Source organism: Nocardioides sp. SRI_004, from assembly GCF_057586415.1.
Window position 1 is genome coordinate 15,523 of record NZ_JBYCZV010000006.1, and the last position, 18,781, is coordinate 34,303.

18 protein-coding genes and 1 riboswitch are annotated in these 18,781 nt (G+C 74.7%); of the genes, 6 read left to right on the plus strand and 12 right to left on the minus strand.

What is annotated here, in order from left to right:
* Window positions 1-134: 134 nt before the first annotated feature.
* Window positions 135-815: a GOLPH3/VPS74 family protein gene (locus tag AC2YHB_RS09635; RefSeq protein ID WP_051932137.1), complete on the plus strand. Its 681-nt coding sequence runs from the start codon at window positions 135-137 to the stop codon at window positions 813-815.
* Here AC2YHB_RS09635 and cobC read toward each other — a convergent pair.
* Genes cobC through AC2YHB_RS09685 form a run of 10 tightly spaced genes read right to left on the minus strand, consistent with a single transcriptional unit; the run spans window position 763 to window position 11,494 of the window.
* On the minus strand, window positions 763-1,800 hold the full coding sequence (gene cobC / locus AC2YHB_RS09640; protein WP_257026780.1) for an Rv2231c family histidinol phosphate aminotransferase CobC: 1,038 nt from the start codon (window positions 1,798-1,800) through the stop codon (window positions 763-765). The two genes, AC2YHB_RS09635 and cobC, sit on opposite strands and share 53 nt — an antisense overlap.
* Window positions 1,793-3,151: a cobyrinic acid a,c-diamide synthase CobB gene (locus AC2YHB_RS09645; protein ID WP_487353815.1), complete on the minus strand. Its 1,359-nt coding sequence runs from the start codon at window positions 3,149-3,151 to the stop codon at window positions 1,793-1,795. The genes cobC and AC2YHB_RS09645 overlap by 8 nt, the downstream gene beginning before the upstream one ends.
* On the minus strand, window positions 3,148-3,747 hold the full coding sequence (gene cobO / locus AC2YHB_RS09650; RefSeq protein WP_036544495.1) for a cob(I)yrinic acid a,c-diamide adenosyltransferase: 600 nt from the start codon (window positions 3,745-3,747) through the stop codon (window positions 3,148-3,150). The genes AC2YHB_RS09645 and cobO overlap by 4 nt, the downstream gene beginning before the upstream one ends.
* Window positions 3,740-4,390 carry a 5,6-dimethylbenzimidazole synthase gene (bluB, locus tag AC2YHB_RS09655; RefSeq protein ID WP_487353816.1) on the minus strand — a complete coding sequence of 217 codons (651 nt, stop codon included), beginning with the start codon at window positions 4,388-4,390 and terminating at the stop codon, window positions 3,740-3,742. The genes cobO and bluB overlap by 8 nt, the downstream gene beginning before the upstream one ends.
* Window positions 4,387-6,450: a magnesium chelatase subunit D family protein gene (locus AC2YHB_RS09660; protein ID WP_487353817.1), complete on the minus strand. Its 2,064-nt coding sequence runs from the start codon at window positions 6,448-6,450 to the stop codon at window positions 4,387-4,389. The genes bluB and AC2YHB_RS09660 overlap by 4 nt, the downstream gene beginning before the upstream one ends.
* Window positions 6,447-7,205, minus strand: coding sequence for a cobalt-precorrin-4/precorrin-4 C(11)-methyltransferase (locus tag AC2YHB_RS09665; RefSeq protein WP_179647411.1), 759 nt, complete (start codon window positions 7,203-7,205; stop codon window positions 6,447-6,449). Before AC2YHB_RS09665 ends, AC2YHB_RS09660 begins: the two co-directional genes overlap by 4 nt.
* The gene (gene cbiE / locus AC2YHB_RS09670; RefSeq protein ID WP_179647410.1) at window positions 7,202-8,419 is read right to left on the minus strand and encodes a precorrin-6y C5,15-methyltransferase (decarboxylating) subunit CbiE; all 1,218 of its coding nucleotides are present in this window, start codon (window positions 8,417-8,419) and stop codon (window positions 7,202-7,204) included. The genes AC2YHB_RS09665 and cbiE overlap by 4 nt, the downstream gene beginning before the upstream one ends.
* A complete protein-coding gene (gene cobJ / locus AC2YHB_RS09675; RefSeq protein WP_179647409.1) occupies window positions 8,419-9,963 on the minus strand; it encodes a precorrin-3B C(17)-methyltransferase in 1,545 nt (514 codons plus the stop codon). The genes cbiE and cobJ overlap by 1 nt, the downstream gene beginning before the upstream one ends.
* Window positions 9,964-9,965: 2 nt before the next feature.
* On the minus strand, window positions 9,966-10,631 hold the full coding sequence (locus tag AC2YHB_RS09680) for a precorrin-8X methylmutase (RefSeq protein WP_179647408.1): 666 nt from the start codon (window positions 10,629-10,631) through the stop codon (window positions 9,966-9,968).
* A complete protein-coding gene (locus AC2YHB_RS09685; protein ID WP_179647407.1) occupies window positions 10,628-11,494 on the minus strand; it encodes a nitrite reductase in 867 nt (288 codons plus the stop codon). Before AC2YHB_RS09685 ends, AC2YHB_RS09680 begins: the two co-directional genes overlap by 4 nt.
* 52 nt (window positions 11,495-11,546) lie before the next feature.
* Window positions 11,547-11,730: riboswitch (cobalamin riboswitch) on the minus strand.
* 40 nt (window positions 11,731-11,770) lie between these two features.
* Here AC2YHB_RS09685 and AC2YHB_RS09690 point away from each other — a divergent pair.
* From AC2YHB_RS09690 to AC2YHB_RS09700, 3 genes are read left to right on the plus strand one after another with little or no spacing between them, the layout of a single operon-like run.
* On the plus strand, window positions 11,771-12,892 hold the full coding sequence (locus tag AC2YHB_RS09690) for a Nif3-like dinuclear metal center hexameric protein (RefSeq protein ID WP_179647406.1): 1,122 nt from the start codon (window positions 11,771-11,773) through the stop codon (window positions 12,890-12,892).
* Window positions 12,889-13,632, plus strand: coding sequence for a zinc ribbon domain-containing protein (locus AC2YHB_RS09695; RefSeq protein ID WP_036544511.1), 744 nt, complete (start codon window positions 12,889-12,891; stop codon window positions 13,630-13,632). Before AC2YHB_RS09690 ends, AC2YHB_RS09695 begins: the two co-directional genes overlap by 4 nt.
* Window positions 13,632-14,810, plus strand: a complete 1,179-nt coding sequence (locus AC2YHB_RS09700; protein ID WP_179647405.1) for a bifunctional RNase H/acid phosphatase — start codon at window positions 13,632-13,634, stop codon at window positions 14,808-14,810. Before AC2YHB_RS09695 ends, AC2YHB_RS09700 begins: the two co-directional genes overlap by 1 nt.
* A 50-nt stretch (window positions 14,811-14,860) precedes the next feature.
* Here the strand turns inward: AC2YHB_RS09700 and AC2YHB_RS09705 are convergent, their stop codons facing one another.
* Both AC2YHB_RS09705 and yaaA read right to left on the minus strand, forming a co-directional pair.
* Window positions 14,861-15,907, minus strand: a complete 1,047-nt coding sequence (locus AC2YHB_RS09705; protein WP_179647404.1) for a PDDEXK family nuclease — start codon at window positions 15,905-15,907, stop codon at window positions 14,861-14,863.
* Between the two features lie 118 nt (window positions 15,908-16,025).
* Window positions 16,026-16,805 (minus strand): peroxide stress protein YaaA, encoded by a 780-nt coding sequence (gene yaaA, locus AC2YHB_RS09710; protein ID WP_487353818.1) that lies wholly within the window; start codon window positions 16,803-16,805, stop codon window positions 16,026-16,028.
* 24 nt (window positions 16,806-16,829) lie between these two features.
* On the opposite strand from yaaA, the gene AC2YHB_RS09715 reads away from it, so the two are divergent.
* Together AC2YHB_RS09715 and cobU are read left to right on the plus strand one after the other, a co-directional pair.
* A complete protein-coding gene (locus AC2YHB_RS09715) occupies window positions 16,830-18,263 on the plus strand; it encodes an RNB domain-containing ribonuclease (RefSeq protein WP_487353819.1) in 1,434 nt (477 codons plus the stop codon).
* Complete coding sequence (gene cobU, locus AC2YHB_RS09720; protein WP_179647401.1) at window positions 18,260-18,781, plus strand: bifunctional adenosylcobinamide kinase/adenosylcobinamide-phosphate guanylyltransferase; 522 nt, start codon at window positions 18,260-18,262, stop codon at window positions 18,779-18,781. The genes AC2YHB_RS09715 and cobU overlap by 4 nt, the downstream gene beginning before the upstream one ends.

Sequence of the window (18,781 nt, forward strand, 5' to 3'; positions counted from 1 at the left end):
GTAGCGCGACTGTGCCGGAGTCCCACCGGCTTCCTCGTGCCTGCAGGGCGAGCCTAGGGCATCGAAGGCCTTCGTGGGGGAGCGGAGTGCCCGCGTGGACGTCCTTTCTGCTCGGCTTCTCCTATCGTCGGGACATGAGCGTCGCGAGCGACCTGGTCCTGGTCACGATCGATCCCGTCACCGGCCGCAGCCTGCTCGGGTCGAGCGAGACGGATCCGGTCCTCGGTGGAGCGCTGTTGGTGGACCTGGTGCTGGCCGAGCGGGCCGACGTCCGGGGAGCGCCGAGGAAGGCCCGGGTGCGCCTGGTCACCGGACGGCCGCTGGACTCGCTGCCCCACGACCGGGCTCTCGCCCGGCTGCGGCCGGGCCGGGACCCGAGGGCCTCCGCGCTGGTCCCGAGGCTCGGGAAGGGCGCGCGGGCCCTGGTGCTGGAGCAGCTCGTCGCGGAGGAGGCGCTGGCGCCGCGCCGCGCGCGCGTGCTGGGTGTCTTCCCGACGACGAGGTACGACGTCGTCGACCCCGCGCGCCGGGAGCGGCTCGTCGCCTCGGTGCGTGCGGTGCTGGCGGGCCAGGTCCCGCCGGACGACGTGACGGGGCCGCTCGTCGGCCTGCTCCAGGCGGGCGGGGTGGTCAAGCGCCTCGTGCCCGCGCCGGAGCGTCGCGCCGCCGTACGACGGGCGAAGGAGATCGCGAAGGGCGACTGGGCGGGCTCGGCCGCGAGGGCAGCGGTCGTCGCCGCGAGCTCGGCGGCCTCGGCGGCGGTCAGCGCTGCTGTGGTGGTGGCGGCGTCGGGGGACGGTGGGGCAGCCGGCTGAGCGCGGCCAGCAGCCGGTCGGTGACCTCGGGCGCGCGCACGGCGACCCGGATCCACGACTCGTCCAGGCCGGGGAAGGTGTCGGCGCGGCGCACCGCGATGCCCTGCGCGCGGAGCTCGTCGTGCACGCCGGCACCGGGCCGGGCGAGGACGAAGGACGCGGCGGACGGCAGGAAGTCGATGCCGAGGTCGGCGAGGCCCTTCTCGAGGTGCTCGCGCCCGTCGCGGATCTGCTCGGCGCGGCGGTGGGCCTCGGTGGCGGCCACCGGGGTCGTGCAGGCCTCGACCGCGGCCGCCGCAGTGGTGCCGACCGACCACGGCGTCTGGTTGAGCGCCAGGCCGGTGACCACCATGGCGTCGCCGACGAGGTAGCCCGCCCGGATGCCCGGGATGCCCCAGTGCTTGGTGAGCGAGCGGATGACGACGAGGCCCGGCAGCCGCACGCCGGCGAGCGACTCGGCCTCGCCGGGCACGCAGTCCATGAAGGCCTCGTCGACCACGACCACGCGACCGGGGCGCAGCAGCGCCCGGATCTCGTCGGCCGGGTGCAGGACGCCGGTGGGGTTGGTCGGGTTGCCGACGACCACGAGGTCGGCGTCGTCGGGGACCAGCGTCGGGTCGAGCGTGTACGGCGGCGGGAGCACCACCGGCGTCACCCGGTGCCCGGCCTGCTCGAGCGCGGCGTGCGGCTCGGTGAACTGCGGGTGCACGACGACGGGTCGGCGCCAGGGGCGCAGTCGCGCGACGAGGGTGAACGCCTCGGCGGCGCCGGCCGTGACGAGGACGCCGTCCTGCGGCCGCCGGTGGTGGCGGGCGGCCGCGGCCCGCGCGCGGTCGGCGTCGGGGTAGGCGCCGGCCGCGTCGATCGAGGCGTGGAGCGCGTGGTCGAGCCACGAGGGGCGCGGGCCGTCGTACACGTTGACGGCGAAGTCGAGGACGGCGCCGCGGGCCTCGACGTCGCCGTGGTGGCGCAGCGGGTCATCCATGGGCGTGCACCGCTTCCGAGAATCGTGCAGCCAGCTGTGGGTGGCCGGCCCAGTGGGTGTGGAGGTACGACGCATGCAGCGTAGGCGATGCGAAGCCGACCTCCTCTCCCTCGACCGTCCACGCCGGCGTGCCCTTGGTCGTCGGCGTGACCGTGGTGCGGTGGAACTCGTGGCCGGTGACCTGCTCGCCGGCGCGGGTCAGCAGCGTCTCGGCCGCGCCGGTGGCGACGGGGTAGCGCAGCGTGAGGCGGCCGGTCATCACGGCGTCGGCGTCGAGCACCCCGGCCATGGGGACGCCGTCGAGGGAGCGGCACAGGTAGAGCAGGCCGGCGCACTCGGCGACCGTGGGGAGCCCGTCGCGCACGGCACCTCGGATCTCGGCCAGCAGCGAGGTGTTGGCGGCGAGGTCGGCGGCGTGGACCTCGGGGAAGCCGCCGCCGAGGTAGAGACCGGCGGTGCCCGCGGGGAGCGCGGGGTCGGAGGCCGGGTCGAAGGGGACGACGTCGCAGCCGTGGGCGGCGAGGAGCTCGGCGGTCTCGGCGTACTGGAAGGTGAAGGCGCGGCCGGCGGCGACGGCGACGCGCTTGCGGTCCCGGGGGTCTCGTGACGGTTGCTGCGCAACCTCCTCGACCACCGGGACCGGGCTCCAGGCGGTGGCGTCGAGGTCCGGTGCGGAGCGCGCGATCGCCAGCACGGCGTCGAGGTCGACGTGCTCGGTGACCACCTCGGCCAGCCGGGCCACGACCTCCGCGGCGCCGCCCCGCTCGGCGGCGGTGACCAGCCCGAGGTGGCGCGAGGGCGTGGCGATCGAGGCGTCGCGGGGGATGGCGCCCAGCACGGGCAGGGAGATCGAGGAGCGGACCTCGTCCGCGTGCCGCGCGGAGCCGGCCTGGTTGAGGATCACCCCGGCGACCTCGACGGTCGGGTCCCAGGTCGCCATGCCGTGCACGACCGCGCCGATCGAGCGCGAGGAGCGGGAGATGTCGACGACGAGCACGACCGGGGTGCGGGTCAGCGCCGCCACGTGGGCGGTGGAGGAGAAGCCGTTGCCGCCGATGCGGCCGTCGTACAGGCCCATCACGCCCTCGACGACGGCGACGTCGGCGTCCCGCGCGCCGTGCAGCAGCAGCGGCGCGACGAGTCCCTCGCCGACGAGGTGCGGGTCGAGGTTGCGGCCGGGGCGTCCGCAGGCGAGGGCGTGGTAGCCGGGGTCGATGTAGTCGGGGCCGACCTTGTGGCCGCTGACCGCGTGCCCCGCCGCCGCCAGCGCGGCCATCAGGCCGGTGGCGACGGTCGTCTTGCCCTGGCCGGTGGCCGGGGCGGTGACGACGACGCGGGGCAGGGGCGTCACCACTCGATGCCCTTCTGGCCCTTCTGGCCGGCGTCCATGGGGTGCTTGACCTTGGTCATCTCGGTGACCAGGTCGGCGAGCTCGACCAGCTTCGGGTCCGCGCGGCGGCCGGTGATCACCACGTGCTGGTGGCCGGGCCGGTTGGCGAGGGTCTCCACGACGTCGTCGATGTCCACCCAGCCCCAGTTGATCGGGTAGGTGAACTCGTCGAGCAGGTACAGGTCGTGCTGCTCGGCGGCGATCCGGCGCTTGATCTCGGCCCAGCCCTCGGCGGCGTCGGCGGCGTGGTCCTCCTCGGACCCGGCCTTGCGCGACCACGACCAGCCGGAGCCCATCTTGTGCCACTCGACCGTGCCGAAGCCGTCGTCGGGGAGCTGCTCGAAGGCGGTCTGCTCGCCGAGGCGCCACTTCGCGGACTTCACGAACTGGAAGACGCCGATGTCCCAGCCCTGGTTCCACCCGCGCAGGGCGAGGCCGAAGGCGGCGGTCGACTTCCCCTTGCCGTCGCCGGTGTGCACCATCACCAGCGGCCGGTTGCGGCGCTGGCGGGTGGTCAGCCCGTCGTTGGGTACGACGAGCGGCTGGCCCTCAGGCATGGTCGGTCTCCTTGTGCTGCCAGGTGTCGGCGTGGATGGCGTCGGCGAGCGGCCGGCGCGAGCGCCAGCCGTGGCGCTCCAGGTCGGGCACGGCCTCCAGGTGGCTGACGGTGCCGAGGCAGAGCCACGCCACCGGGCGCACGTCCTGCGGGATGCCGAGCAGCTCCTGCAGGAAGGGCTCGCGGTAGAAGGACACCCACCCCAGGCCGAGGCCCTCGGCGGTGGCGGCCAGCCAGAGGTTCTGGATCGCCAGCACGGTCGAGTAGAGGCCGGCGTCGGCGATCGCGTGCCGGCCGAGCACGTGCTGCCCGCCGCGGCCCTGGCTGTGCGTGACGACGACGCCCATCGACGACTCGCAGATGCCCTCGACCTTGATCCGGTCGAAGGTGCTGCGGCGCTCGGGCGGCAGGCTGGCGGCGAAGGTGTCGCGCTCGTGGGCGACGTGGTCGCGGAAGGCCCGGCGGGTGTCGGGGTCGCGCACCACCACGAAGTCCCACGGCTGGCTCATGCCGACGCTGGGAGCCCGGTGGGCGGCCTCCAGCACCCGGTGCAGCACGTCGTCGGGCACCGGGGCCCCGGTGAACTCCGCCCGGACGTCGCGGCGGCGGGCGATGACGTCGTACAGGTCGGTGGTGGCGGTCATGCTGCCCTCCGGGTGACGTCGAGGAGCGCCTCGGCACTCACCTCGCCGATCGGGACGTGCTCGGCGCCGAGGTGCTCGGCCAGCGTCGCGGCCAGGCCCATCCGCATCGGGCCGGACTCGCAGTCGACGACGACGGCGGTGATCCCGGCCCCCGCGAGGACGCCGGCGGCCATCCGGGAGCGGGCCACCGCGTCGGCCCCCGCGGTGGCGCGACCGTCGGTGACCACGACGAGCAGCGGCCGGCGCTGCGGGTCGCGGGTGTGCTCGACGGCGAGCAGGTGGGCGGCCTCCAGCAGGCCCTCGGCCAGCGGGGTGCGCCCACCGGCGGGCAGCTCCTCCAGCCGCTGGGCTGCGGCGTCGACCGAGTGCGTCGGCGGCAGCGCCACCTCGGCCGTCGTACCCCGGAAGGTGACCAGGCCGACCTTGTCGCGGCGCTGGTAGGCGTCGAGCAGCAGGCTCAGCACGGCGGTCTTGACCTGCTCCATCCGCTTGCGGGCCGCCATCGAACCGGACGCGTCGACGCAGAAGAGCACCAGGTTGGACTCCCGGCCCTCCCGTACGGCGACGCGCAGGTCCTGCGCTCGCAGGACGAGCTGCCCGGTGGTCCGGCCGCGCGCACCCTGGTGGGGCGCAGCCGCGCGGATCGTCTCGGTCAGGTGGATCGCGCCGCTGTGGTCACCGGTCGGCACGGCGGCGCCGATCCGGCGACCGTTGCTCGTACGTGCCCGGCTCCGGCGCCCGGCCGTCCCGGTCCCGACGCCGCGCACCGTCAGCAGCCGCGTCCGGTAGGTCGACCCGGTCCCCGCCACCGTCGAGTTGTCGGTCCCGCCCGCCGAGTTGGCCGTTTGGTCCGCCGAGTTGGCGGTTTGGTCCGCCGAGTTGGCGGTTTCGTCCGTCGAGTTGTCGGTTTGATCCGTCGAGTTGGCCGTTTCGTCGGCCGGGTCGTCCACCGGAGCGTCGCCAGCGTCGTCGGGGCCGGCGCCGTCGGGGCCGTCCGGCTGCGGGTCCGGCTCCGGGTCGTCGTCGGGCGGCAGCTCCTCGTCGCCGAGCACCTGGTCGAGCAGGTCCTCGTCGAGTCCCGGGGCGTCGAACGGCTTGCGCCGGCGACGGTGCGGGAGCGCCAGGGTCGCGGCCACGCGGATGTCATCGAGGGTGACCTCGGTCCGTCCCGACCACGCGGCGTGGGCGACCGCGGTCCGGGCGGTGACGATGTCGGCGCGCAGGCCGTCCACGTCGAAGGCCGCACACACCTCGGCGATCTTGAGCAGGCCCGCGTCGGTCAGTCGTACGACGCCCACGAGCGCCTGCGCGTCGGCGATCCGCCCCCGCAGCGCGGCCTCCGCGTCGGCGTAGCGCTCGGCGAAGGCGGCCGGGTCGGCGTCGTACGCCATCCGGCGGCGGACGACCTCGGCTCGCAGCGCCGGGTCGCGGGGCGCGGCGACCTCGACGGTCAGGCCGAACCGGTCGAGCAGCTGCGGCCGCAGCTCGCCCTCCTCGGGGTTCATCGTGCCGACGAGGACGAAGCGGGCGGCGTGCTCCACCGAGACGCCGTCGCGCTCGACCGTCGAACGACCCATGGCCGCCGCGTCGAGCAGCAGGTCGACGAGGTGGTCGTGGAGCAGGTTGACCTCGTCGACGTACAGGATCCCGCGGTGGGCACGGGCCAGCAGTCCGGGCTCGTACTCCGCCTTGCCCTCCGACAGGGCGCGCTCGAGGTGCAGCGAGCCGAGCACGCGGTCCTCGGTGGCGCCGACGGGCAGCTCGACCAGTCGAACGGGCCGGGTCTCGACCGGTGCGTCCGGTCCGAACGGTCCGTCGGGGGACAGGCCCGGGTCGCGCGGGTCGGAGGAGAACCGGTCGCCCGCGACCACGTCGATCGGCGGCAGGACGGCGGCGAGGGCACGGACGATGGTCGACTTCGCGGTGCCCTTCTCGCCGCGGACGAGGACGCCGCCGACGTCGGGGGCGATCGTGGTGAGCAGCAGCGCGAGGGCCATCGGGTCGGGGCCGTCGGGACCGTCCGCCCCGACCACCGCGCTGAACGGGAACTGCTGCGTCATCGCAGACGCTCCTTCCGGGCGACTCGTTCGGTGGAGTAGAGGTAGGACTCGGCGTCCGACGCGGAGGCGAGCGCCGGACCGACGAGGATCACGGCCGCCTGGCGCAGGCCCGCCTCCTCGACCAGCGCCGGCACGGTGGCGACCGTGCCGCGCAGCACGAGCTCCTCGGGCTGCGAGGCCCGGGACACGACGGCGACCGGGCAGTCCTCGCCGTAGAAGGGCGCGACCTCGGCCATCAGCTCGCGGGTCCGGGTGATCGCCAGGTGCAGCACCAGCGTGGCGCCGGTGGCAGCGAACGCCGCCAGCGACTCGCGCTCCGGCATCGCCGTCGAGCGGGCCTGGGTCCGGGTGAGCACGACGGACTGCGCGACGAGCGGCACCGTGAGCTCGCGCCCGACGATCGCGGCCGCAGCGGCATAGGCGGGGACGCCGGGGGTGACGTCCCACGGCACCCCGGCCGCGTCGAGGCGGCGGGTCTGCTCGTGCAGCGCCGAGTAGAGCGACGGGTCGCCCGACGTCAGTCGTACGACGTCCCGGTCGGCCGCGTGCGCCTCGACCATCACCGCCGTGATCCGGTCGAGGTCGAGCTCCTGGGTGTCGACGAGGTCGGCGTCGTCGCGGCAGTGCGACAGGACGGCCATGTCGATGTAGGTGCCGGGGAAGAGGACCACGTCGGCGACGCCGAGCAGCGAGGCCGCCCGCAGGGTGATCAGGTCGGCGGCGCCGGGACCGGCGCCCACGAAGTGCACCGTCATGCGGTCTCCTTCGTCCAGGCCCACTGGGTCACCGCGCGCGCGGGCGTCCAGCCGGTGAAGCGTCCGCCCAGCGGCGTCACGTGCTCGACCGACAGGCGGGTGAGCTCGCCGCCGTGCGCGTGGAAGGCGGCGACCAGCAGCTGCTCGGTCTCCAGGGTCACGCCGTGCGCGACGAGCCGACCGTGGGGTGCGAGGCGCTCGCGGCACAGGTCGAGCAGCCCGGGCGCCGTGGCACCGCCGCCGACGAAGACCGCGTGCGGCTGCGGCAAATCGGCGAGCGCGTCGGGCGCCCTGCCCTCGACGACCCACAGCCGTGGGACGCCCAACGACTCCGCGTTGCGGGCGATCCGGGCGGCGCGCTCCGGGTCGACCTCGACCGCGACCGCGTTGGTGCGCGGGTGGGCGCGCAGCCACTCGATGCCGATCGAGCCGGCGCCGGCCCCGATGTCCCACAGCAGCTGGCCGGGGCGGGGCGCGAGCCGCGACAGTGCACTGGCGCGGACGTCGCGCTTGGTGAGCTGGCCGTCGTGCTCGAAGAGGTGGTCGGGGACGCCGGTCGCCCACGAGTTGAGGTCGTCCTCGGTGGCGGGCACCTCGACCGCGATCACGTTGAGCCGGGGCAGCGGCCCGGACCACGCGCCGAAGTCGGTCGGCCGGCTCGTGTAGCGGAACTCGTCGTCCGAGCCGAGGTCGCCCAGGACCGTCATCCGGGTGTCGTCGAAGCCCTCGGTGTCCAGCAGCTCGGCCACGGTCATCGGGGTCGTCTCGTCGGACGACAGCACCAGGATCCGCGCTCCCGCGACCAGCTCGCGCCGCAGCGCCGCGGGATCGCGCCCGACCAGCGTCACCACCGTCGACTCCTCCGCGGACCAGCCCATCCGGGCCCGCGCGAGCGCCACCGACGACACCGCTGGTACGACGTCGACCGCGTCGGCGCCGAGCAGCCGGATGAGCGTCGTACCGATCCCGGAGACCAGGGGGTCACCCGAGGCCAGCGCGACGACCCGCCGGCCGTCGTACTCACCGAGGAAGGAGGCGAGCGACGACAGCGGGCGCGGCCACGGGCGGCGTTCCTGGCCCTCGACCGGAGGGACCAGGCCGAGGTGGCGCTCGCCGCCGAGGAGGACCTCGGCGCCGGTGACGAGAGCCAGCGACGCGGGCGGGAGGTGGCCGTCGGCGCCGACGCCGACGACCGTCACCTTCACTCCGCCCATCACTCGACCCACCGGGGCGTCCAGACCGTGCCGTTGGGCTCCACGCGTGTGTAGGAGGCGCCGACGATCAGCAGGCACTTCATGTCGATGGCGTCCGTGTCGAGCCCACCGAGCGTGGTCACGGTCAGCGACTCCTCGGCGCGGCCGACGTCGCGGCCCACGACCACCACGGTGTCGGGGGAGCGGTGCTCGAGCAGGATCTTCTGCGTCTCCACGACCTGCTCGCGGCGCGAGCGCGAGGCCGGGTTGTAGATGCCGAGCACCAGGTCCGCCTCGGCGACGGCCCGCAGCCGCCGCTCCACCACCGGCCACGGCTTGAGCCGGTCCGACAGGCTCATCACCGCGAAGTCCGCGCCGATCGGCGCGCCGGCACGAGCGGCGACCGCCTGGATCGCGCTCACGCCGGGCAGCACCCGCACCGGGACGCTCGCGTGCTCGGGGTGGGCCGGGTCGGCCGCCGCCTCGAAGACCGCGGCAGCCATCCCGAAGACCCCGGCGTCGCCGCCGGAGACCACCGCGACCCGCTCGCCGCGCAGGGCGAGGTCGAGCGCGAACCGGGCCCGGTCGACCTCGACCGTGTTGCCGGAGGCGTGGCGCTGGAGGCCGGGGCGCTGGGGGACGCGGTTGACGTACGGCGCGTAGCCGACCACGTGCTGGACCTCGGCCAGTGCGGCGGTGGCCTCGGGGGTCAGCCAGCCGTCGGGGCCGGGGCCGAGGCCGATGACGAGGAGCTCGGCGGCCCGGGGGTCTCGTGACGGTCGCTGCGGGACCTCCTCGACCACCGGGGCGGGCTCGGCCGCGCGGAGGCGGGCCGCCGTCGCCGGCCGCGCCGAGTCACCCGGCACGACGATGAGCGAGAAGTACGGCACCGACGCCTCGTCGACCTCCGCGACGGGCAGCCACCGCTCCTCGGGCTGGGAGGCGCGCTCGACGTACATCGCTCCCTCCAGCCGCCCGGCCTGCTCCAGTGCGGAGCGGACGGCGGGGAAGGTGCGGCCCAGCTTCATGATCACGGCGCCGTCGGTGTCGGCGAGGCGGCGGGCGAGCTCGGGCTCGGGCAGGGTGCCGGGGAGCACGGTCAGGACGTCGTCCTGTCGCACCAGCGGCGCCGGGATGGTGGCGGTGGCGGCCGCGAAGGCCGGCACCCCGGGGACGACGTCGACGGCGAAGCGGTCGCGGAAGCGGTCGACGAGGTACATCGACGAGCCGTAGAAGAGCGGGTCGCCCTCCGCCAGGAGTACGACGTCGCGGCCGGCCTCGAGGTGGACGGCGAGCCGGGCCTCGCAGTCGTCGTAGAAGTCGGCCAGCGCGCCGACGTACCCGCCCGGGTGGTCGGTCGTGCCCGTCGTGACGGGGTAGCGCAGCTCCTCCTCGACCGCGTCCGCGGGGACCAGGTGTGCAGCGATCCGGCGCGCGTGCGACTCCTTGCGGACGCCCGCGTGGAAGGCCACCACCGAGGCGGCACCGATCAGGCGCTCGGCCTTGCGGGTGATCAGCTCGGGGTCGCCCGGCCCGATGCCGACGACGTGGAAGCTGCCGGCCACGGCTACTCCTCCTCCTGGGCGAGGGCGTTGACCGCCGACGACGCCATCGCGGAGCCGCCGCGGCGCCCGCGGACGGTGACGAACGGGATGTCGATGCCGTGGTCGTCCGCGAAGGCGGCGAGCGCGTCCTTGGACTCGGCGGCGCCGATGAAGCCGACCGGGCAGCCGACGATCGCGGCCGGGCGCGGGCCGCCGTCGAGGATCATCTCGAGCAGGTGGAAGAGCGCGGTCGGGGCGTTGCCGATCGCGACGACCGAGCCCTCCAGCAGCGGCTCCCACAGTGACACCGCAGCGGCGGTGCGGGTGGTCGACCACTCCTTGGCCAGCGCCGGCACCCGCTCGTCGGTGAGGAAGCAGTGCACCGGGTTGTCGGCGGGGAGCCGGCCGGCGGTGATGCCCATGGCGACCATCCGTGCGTCGCAGAGGATCGGCGCTCCGGAGTCGAGCGCACCGCGCGCCGCCTCGACGAGGCGGGGGTGGACGACCAGGTCCTTGACCAGGTCGGTCTGCCCGCTGCCGTGGATCATCCGGACGGCGACCTTCTCGGCGTCGGCCGGCACCAGCGAGAGGTCCGACTCGCGGCGGATCGTCGCGAACGAGTCGACATAGATCGCCGGCCCGTCGGCGATGTAGTCGTAGCGGCGCGGGGGAGCGGTCAGCTCGGTCATGGGCCCTCCTCCAGGGAAGCCGACGTCGGGATGAGCACGCCGTGCCAGGGCGTGACGACCACGGTCGTCGCGCTCCAGCCGGCGATGGTCGGGAGGTCGAGGCCGTCGTCGCCGACCCGGACGTGCTCGCCGCCGGGGACCTCGCCGTACCCCAGCGCCGGCGCGTGTACGACGCCCGCCGGCTCGGCCGGGACCGGCGCCACGAGCGGCGCGGGCAGCTCGTCGACGTGCCACGCGGCCGCCGGCCCCGTGCCGCGCGCGGCGAGGAAGTCGCGGGCCAGCCCGGCGAGCGAGCCTGCCGCGTCGCGCAGGTCGACCACGGCGCCGTACCCCTCGCCGACGCGGAGCTGGGCGCTGCCGGCGTCGAGCGCGACCAGGCCGAGGTCCTTGTGCCGGTCGGCGAGGTCGCCGCGGCCGTCGTCGAGGGTGAACAGGAAGCGGCCGGGCAGGCCGGCGAGCTCCGGGTCGTCGAGGAGCAGCGCGTCGAGCGCGGTCACGACGGGCCGCAGGTCGGCGTGGCCGCCGGCGAGGCCGGTCTGCGGGGAGGCGAGGACGTTGCGCACCCGGTCGTGGGCCCGCGAGGGCAGCAGCCCCGTCGCCTCGAGCGCCTCGAGGGCGGGGGCGGCGAGCCGGTCGCCGGCGTCGAGCGGCATCGCCCGCAGCTGCAGGTTGGCCCGGCCGGTCACGCGGACCCGCCCGTCGCCGTACTCCTCGGCGACCTCGGCCAGCGCGCGCAGGGCCGCGGTCGACACCTGGCCGCCGGGCACGCGGATGCGGACCAGCCCGCCGTCGTCGGCGGGCCAGGGGTGCACGATGCCGGGGCAGCGGTCCGGCCGGCTGCGGGTGGTGGCTGCTGGGGCCAAGGGTGGTCCTTCGAGGTCGGGGCTCCTCGCGATCGCCCCTTCGACCTCGCGGTGGTCTCCGCAAGGGCCAGCAGGTCTTCGGACTCGGGATCATCCGGGCTGGAGCGTCTTCCCAGGACCCGGAGGACCCAGTGACGTCGTGCTCCGCCCGTCACCCACACCGCTGCGCGTCAGTCCCGGACTCACACCGGGTTCCCTGACCTCCGGGGAGGTCGACTGGCCCTCGCACACTATCAACCTCTGGCCGCTCGTCGACCCACCAGTAGCCTGACGGACATGCCTGCGCTCAAGGACGTCGTTGACCTGCTCCACGGCTGGTACCCGCCCGCGACCGCCGACTCCTGGGACGCCGTCGGGCTCGTGTACGGCGACCCGGCCCAGCAGGTGCGGAAGGTGCTGCTCGCCGTCGACCCCTCGCCCGCGGTCGCGGAGCAGGCCGCGGACTGGAAGGCCGACCTGCTCGTCGTCCACCACCCGCTGTTCCTCAAGCCGGTCAACGGGTTCGCCGCGACCAGCCCGAAGGGCCGCACGCTGCACACCCTCGCGAAGGCCGACTGCGCGCTGCTGACCGCGCACACCAACGCCGACCAGGCCGTGGGCGGCGTCTCGGAGTCGCTGGCGCTGGCGCTCGGGCTCACCGACCTCGAGCCGATCATCCCCGCGCCGGGCGGCCCGCGGGACAAGCTGACGGTGTTCGTGCCCGCCGACGCCGCCGCCCCCGTGCGCGCCGCGATCGCCGAGGCCGGCGCCGGCCGGATCGGCGACTACGACTTCGCGTCCTTCACCAGCGCCCCCGGCGAGGGTCGCTTCCGGCCGCTCGACGGCGCGAACCCGATGGTGGGGACGATCGGCCAGCTGGAGACCGTCGAGGAGGTGCGCGTCGAGGCCGTCCTCGAGCGCTCGGTCCGCACGGCGGTGGTCCGCGCGATGCTGGCCGCCCACCCCTACGAGGAGCCCGCGTACGACGTCAGTGAGCTCGCCGACCCGGGCCTGGCCGGGACGGGGACCGGCCGGATCGGCACCGTCGCGCAGGCGACGCTGCGGGAGTTCGCCGAGCACGTCGCGGCGGTGCTCCCGGCGACCGCCCACGGCGTACGCGTGGCCGGCGACGGCGACCGCCCGGTCCGCCGCGTGGCGGTCTGCGGCGGCGCGGGCGACTTCCTGCTCGACCGGGTCGCGGGGCTCGGCGTCGACGCCTACGTGACCAGCGACCTGCGCCACCACCCGGCGGCGGAGTTCGTCGAGAAGGGCGGCCCGGCGCTGGTCGACGTGGCCCACTGGGCGGCCGAGTCGACCTGGCTCCCGGTCCTCGCCGAGCGCCTCCACGACGCGCTCGGCGACGCTCTCGAGACCCGGGTGAGCGACATCGTCACCGATCCTTGGACAATGCACCTGTGAACGCCGACCCCGCCGCCCAGCTCCGCCTGCTCGACCTCCAGGCGCTTGACTCCCAGGTCGACCAGCTCCGGCACCTGCGGGCCAACCCGCCGCAGGCCGCCGAGATCAAGGAGCTGCTCGGGAAGCGGGCCGATGTCGACGGCCGGCTGCGCGACCAGCGCATCGTCGTCGACGACCTCTCGCTCGCGCAGGCCAAGGCCGACGCCGACGTGGAGCAGGTCAAGGCGCGTCGTACCCGTGACCGCGAGCGGATGGACTCGGGCGCCATCGGGGATCCGAAGGCGCTGGAGCGGATGCAGCACGAGCTGGAGTCGCTGGAGCGCCGGATCTCGACGCTCGAGGACGAGGAGCTCGAGGTCATGGAGCAGCTCGAGGAGGCGCAGTCCGCGCTCGGTGAGCTGACCGCCGCGATCGAGGAGCTCGACGCCCGGCTCGGCGAGCTGACCACCGCCCGCGACGAGAAGGCGGCCGAGCTGGACGCCGAGATCGCGCAGGTGGCCTCGGGCCGCGACGCGATCACGGCCGAGCTGCCCGCCGACCTGCTGGCGCTCTACGAGAAGATCCGTGCCGCCAAGGGCGGCACCGGCGTCGGTGCGTTGCGGGCCCGCCAGTGCGGTGGCTGCCAGCTGGCCCTCGACGCCGGCGAGCTCGCCGAGATCCGGGCGACCCCGGCCGAGACCGTGATCCGGCACGAGGAGTGCCAGCGGATCCTGGTGCGGACGGCCGAGAGCGGCCTCTGATGGTGACGCCCGCCCGGGTCGTCGTCGAGGCCGACGGCGGCTCTCGCGGCAACCCCGGGCCGGCGGCGTACGGCGCCGTGCTGCGCGACGCCGCCACCGGCGAGGTGATCGCCGAGGACGCCCGCACGATCGGCGTCGCTACCAACAACGTCGCCGAGTACTCCGGCCTCGTCGCCGGGCTCGCCCTCGCGGTCGAGCACGCGCCCGGCGCGTCGGTCGAGGTGCGGATGGACTCCAAGCTCGTCGTCGAGCAGATGTCGGGGCGCTGGCGGATCAAGCACGCCGACATGAAGGTGCTCGCGGCCCAGGCGGCGGAGATCGCGCCGGCCGGTACGACGTACACGTGGGTGCCGCGGGCCGAGAACAGCCACGCCGACCGGCTGGCCAACGAGGCCCTGGACGGCGTGCGCGACGGGGTGACTCTCGCCTCCGGCCCGGTGCCCGGCGACGGTGTCCCCGACGAGCCCGAGTCCGCGGCCGAGGAGGCCTCCTCGCCGTCCTCCAGGCCCGGCGAGCCGACCACGATCGTGCTCGTCCGCCACGGCGTCACCCCGCACACGACCGGCCGCCGGTTCTCCGGCGGTCTCGGCGGCGACAACCCGGCGCTGTCCGAGGAGGGCCGCGCCCAGGCCGCCGAGGTGGCCGCGTGGCTGACCGAGCTGAAGGAGAGCATCGACGTCGTCGTGGCCTCGCCCGTCCGTCGTACCCGCGAGACGGCGGACATCGTCGCCGCCGCGCTGGGCCTGCCGGTCGAGGAGGAGCCCGGCTTCGCCGAGATGGAGTTCGGCGAGTGGGACGGCCTCACCTTCACCGAGGTCGCCGAGCGCGACAAGGAGCGGATGGAGGCATGGTTCGCCGACATGGCGACCCCTCCGCCGGGAGGCGAGTCCTTCGTCCAGGTCCGCGAGCGGGTGCTCGCCGGGCTCGAGCGGGTCCTGGAGGCGCACGAGGGCCGGACGGTGGTCGTGGTCAGCCACGTGACGCCGATCAAGACCCTCGTCGCGCACGCGATGGAGGCGCCGCTGGACGCGCTGTTCCGGATGGAGCTCGCACCCGCCGCCGTCTCCGTGATCGCGTTCTGGCCCGACCCGCGGACGGGGGAGAAGCGCGGGTCGCTGCGCTTCTTCAACGCGCTCGCGCCGGGCCGGCGGACGCTGCGGGACACCGGGCGCTGGTGATCCGGCGCTGGTGATCCGGCGCCCGTCGTACCGGACCCAGTGGCTGTGGATCAGGCGATTTCACGACCATTCAGTCCGGTACGACGGTGGCCGAGCCAGCGTTCGCGCTCGGCCGGGCCGAGGGCACGGCGCCGGGCGACCGTCGTGGTGTCCGTCCACCACGCCGGCGGCTCGATGGTCCACAGGCGTGGGCCGGCGAAGCGCGCGGCCCGTTCGTACGCGCCGTCGAGGCGGTGCAGGAACCGCTGCCGCTCGCCCTGGCCCGCCATCATGGTCGCCACCTCGATCCCGAGCCGGCGGGTGAGCTCCGCACGGTCCAGGTCCTTGCCGCGGCGCGGGCCGGTGTCGTGGACGCTGCCGTCGTACTCCCCGGCGACACCGGCCTCGACGTCGAGCAGGTCGGGTGTGAACAGGTGGTTGCCAGCGAAGTCGAAGACGGGTTGGTTGCACAGCAGCGGCCGGTCCCGGTCTCGTTGCCAGAAGCGTCGCATCACGATCTCCATCGGCGACCATGCGTTCTCGTCCGCGACCGCGAGGGCGGCCTCGAGCCGCACCTTGCCGGGGCGGCTGGTCAGCCTGGCCGTGTAGGACGTCAGCTCGGCGATGCTGACCAGGTCGTCGTACGCCGCCATCTCGATCGCCCGGAGGGCCGCGATCTCTCCGTCCGCGACCCGCGCCTCGTAGGTCACCGATCGCACCGGCGTCGTGATCGGCAGGCCGTCGACCACTGTCACGTCTCCGGGGAACAGCCAGTCCTCCGAGACGATGATCTCGTCATGCCCGCGCTTCGCGTGCCGGTCGCCGACCGCGATCGGCACCGGAAGCGGTGAGCCGTCGGCTGCCCGGCCGTCGAACCACCGAGCGCCGAGCCAGCGCAGGGCCGCCCAGCCCGTGACGGCACAGCCATACGGCACGTTGGCAGCGGCGTCGACGATCCGCTGCTCGGTGCTGTCGGGTGCCGAGCGCGGGCGGTAGACCCCGAGTCCGACGTTGGTCCAGTGGGGACCGCGTGCCTGCCCGCGGGTCGGACCGGTGACGCCGTGGGGATCGATCCGTCGTGGACTCGCGATCCCCGGTCGGCTGATGTGCAACTCCACCCGCACACCCTGCGCGAACGGGGCGGGTCGTGCTTCCGCTCATCCACAGGCCGTCGTACCGGACCCAGTGGCTGTGGATCAGGCGATCTCACGACCATTCAGTCCGGTACGACGCCCGCTACAGCTCGCTGACCACCACGTCGAGCTGGGTCCCGGCCTTCCCCGGCGCCCCGATCTCCACGGTCCACCCCAGCCGCTCCAGCGTCGCCGCCAGCGCGGCGGGCGTGCGCGGGTCGGCGCCGTCCTCGAGCAGTGCGCGGACGATGCGTCCCTTGGTCGCCTTGTTGAAGTGGCTGACCACCTTGCGGGTGCCGTTGTGCTCGTGGAGGACGCGCACGGTCGCGGTGCGCTTCGCGAGCTCCGGGCCCGGGCGCCAGAAGTTGGCGTACATCCCCGAGCGCAGGTCCACGAACAGGCCGCGCCCGATCGCGGCCGCCATCACGTCGGGCAGCGCCTCGCGCCAGACGCCGGCGACGGGGCCGAGGTCGGGGAGGGTGGCATCGCCCGAGAGCCGGTACGACGGCAGGCGGTCGCCCATCCGGACCAGCCCGAACAGGCTCGAGGCCACCCCGAGCCGGGAGGTCGCACGGCGCTTCGCCGCCGCGGAGAGCGACTCGACGTCGAGGGCGTCGTAGAGGACGCCGGTGTAGATCCGGTCGGCCCGTGCGGTGGGTGCCTCCCGGAGCCCTGCGTTGCGCAGCACGAGGTCGGCCTGGCCGGGGGAGAGGCCCAGCACCTCGGCGGCCCTGACCGGGTCATCGGCGCACAGGGCGACCAGGGCCTCGAGCACCTGCTCCCGGGCGGGGGTCAGCTCCGGTGACGAGAGCGCCGCGAGGTCGAGGGGCTTGCCCCGGGACGGGGTGGACTTGCCCTCACTCGGTGGCAGCAGGATCAGCACGGCCGCAAGGATAGGGTCGAGCACATGCCGAACAACCTCGTGGTCCGGGTCAACGCGAGCTCACCGGCGCTGCAGGAGGGCCTGCGGGCGATCGCGACGGAGCTCGAGCTCCCCGGCGAGTTCCCCGCGGAGGTGACCGCCGCGGCGGAGCAGGCGGCCGCGGGCGTCGTACTCCCCGAGCTGGACCGGACCGACCTGCCGTTCATCACCATCGACCCCGAGGGATCGATGGACCTCGACCAGGCCGTGCACATCGAGAGCGCAGGCAGCGGCTTCGTCGTCCACTACGCCATCGCCGACGTCGCCGCGTTCGTGGAGCCCGGCGACCCCGTCGACCTCGAGGCGCACCGCCGCGGCGAGACGCTGTACGGCGCCGGCAGCCGGATCCCGCTGCACCCGCCGGCGCTGTCCGAGGGCGCCGCCTCGCTGCTGCCCGACCAGGTCCACCCGGCGCTGCTGTGGACGATCGAGCTCGACGAGGCCGGCACGACCACGAAGGTCCACGTCGAGCGGGCGCGGGTCCGCTCGACCGCCCGCTGGTCCTACGTCGACGCGCAGAAGGCGCTCGACGACGGCACGGCCGGCGAGGTGCTGCAGCTGCTCCGGGAGGTGGGGCGGCTGCGCGAGAAGCAGGAGATCGACCGCGGCGGCATCTCGCTCCCGCTGCCGGAGCAGGAGGTCGACGAGGTCGACGGCGGGTTCGAGCTGGTCTTCCGCCAGCAGCTGCCGGTCGAGCAGTGGAACGCCCAGATCTCGCTCCTGACGGGCATCGGCGCCGCCTCGCTGATGGTCGGCGCGAAGGTCGGCATCCTGCGCACGCTGCCACCCGCCGACCCGCGCGACGTCTCACGGCTGCGCCGCGTGGCCAAGGGCCTCCGCGTCGACTGGCCCTCCGACATGGACTATCCCGAGTTCATCCGCTCGCTCGACCCGTCGAGGTCCCAGCACCAGGCGATGGTCGTCGCCTGCACCCGCCTGCTCCGCGGCAGCGGGTACGCCGCCTTCGACGGCGAGCTGCCCGAGCAGACCCGGCACTCGGCGATCGCCGCCGAGTACGCCCACGTCACCGCGCCGCTGCGCCGTCTCGGCGACCGCTACGCCGGCGAGGTGTGCCTCGCGATCTGCGCCGGGACGCCCGTCCCCGACTGGGTGCGGCAGGCGCTCCCGGGCCTGCCGAAGGAGCTGCAGGACTCCGCCCGCAGGGCGGGCGCCTACGAGCGGGCCGTCCTCGACCTGATCGAGGCGGCGGTGCTGGCCGACCGCGTCGGCGAGGAGTTCGACGGTGTCGTGACGAGCGTCCGCGAGGACGAGCCGCGACAGGGCGTGGTGGTGCTGGCCGAGGTCGGTGTCGAGGCGCCGGTCTCCTCCGAGCGCCCGCTCCCGCTCGGCGAGGACGTCAAGGCCCGCCTGGAGACCGCCGACGTGGCGGCCCGCAAGGTCGCGTTCACGCTCGCATGAAGGTCCTGGTCACCGGCGGCGTCCGCTCCGGCAAGTCGCGCCACGCCGAGTCGCTGTTCACCGCCGACGACGCCGTCACCTACGTCGCCGCCGGACCCGTGTACGACGACGCCGACTGGGCCGCGCGCATCACCGCGCACCGGGAGCGCCGGCCGGCGACCTGGCGCACCGAGGAGACCCGCGACGTGGCCGGTGTGATCGGCAGCGCCGGCGGACCGGTGCTCGTCGACTGCCTCGGCACCTGGCTGACGGCGGTCGTCGACGAGGCGGGACTGTGGGACGCGCCGGTCGGCGAGGTCCAGGAGCACGTGCTCGGTGAGCTGGCTCGCGTGGTCGCCGCGGTCGCCGCATCGACCGTGCCGGTGGTGCTCGTGACGAACGAGGTCGGTCTCGGCGTCGTACCGGCGGAGCGGTCGGGGCGGCTCTTCCGCGACCTGCTCGGCACGGTCAACCAGCAGGTGGCCGAGGTGTGCGACGAGGTCCACCTCGTCGTCGCCGGGCGGGTGCTGAGGCTCTGA

What these genes read in the sequence shown, in the direction of transcription:
- AC2YHB_RS09665 (WP_179647411.1), bottom strand. Translation starts at nt 7,205, where the DNA reads ATGACGGTGCACTTCGTGGGCGCCGGTCCCGGCGCCGCCGACCTGATC.
- cobO (WP_036544495.1), bottom strand. Translation starts at nt 3,747, where the DNA reads ATGCCTGAGGGCCAGCCGCTCGTCGTACCCAACGACGGGCTGACCACC.
- AC2YHB_RS09660 (WP_487353817.1), bottom strand. Translation starts at nt 6,450, where the DNA reads ATGACGCAGCAGTTCCCGTTCAGCGCGGTGGTCGGGGCGGACGGTCCC.
- cbiE (WP_179647410.1), bottom strand. Translation starts at nt 8,419, where the DNA reads ATGGGCGGAGTGAAGGTGACGGTCGTCGGCGTCGGCGCCGACGGCCAC.
- AC2YHB_RS09690 (WP_179647406.1), top strand. Translation starts at nt 11,771, where the DNA reads ATGCCTGCGCTCAAGGACGTCGTTGACCTGCTCCACGGCTGGTACCCG.
- AC2YHB_RS09700 (WP_179647405.1), top strand. Translation starts at nt 13,632, where the DNA reads ATGGTGACGCCCGCCCGGGTCGTCGTCGAGGCCGACGGCGGCTCTCGC.
- AC2YHB_RS09635 (WP_051932137.1), top strand. Translation starts at nt 135, where the DNA reads ATGAGCGTCGCGAGCGACCTGGTCCTGGTCACGATCGATCCCGTCACC.
- cobC (WP_257026780.1), bottom strand. Translation starts at nt 1,800, where the DNA reads ATGGATGACCCGCTGCGCCACCACGGCGACGTCGAGGCCCGCGGCGCC.
- bluB (WP_487353816.1), bottom strand. Translation starts at nt 4,390, where the DNA reads ATGACCGCCACCACCGACCTGTACGACGTCATCGCCCGCCGCCGCGAC.
- AC2YHB_RS09715 (WP_487353819.1), top strand. Translation starts at nt 16,830, where the DNA reads ATGCCGAACAACCTCGTGGTCCGGGTCAACGCGAGCTCACCGGCGCTG.
- cobU (WP_179647401.1), top strand. Translation starts at nt 18,260, where the DNA reads ATGAAGGTCCTGGTCACCGGCGGCGTCCGCTCCGGCAAGTCGCGCCAC.
- AC2YHB_RS09680 (WP_179647408.1), bottom strand. Translation starts at nt 10,631, where the DNA reads ATGACCGAGCTGACCGCTCCCCCGCGCCGCTACGACTACATCGCCGAC.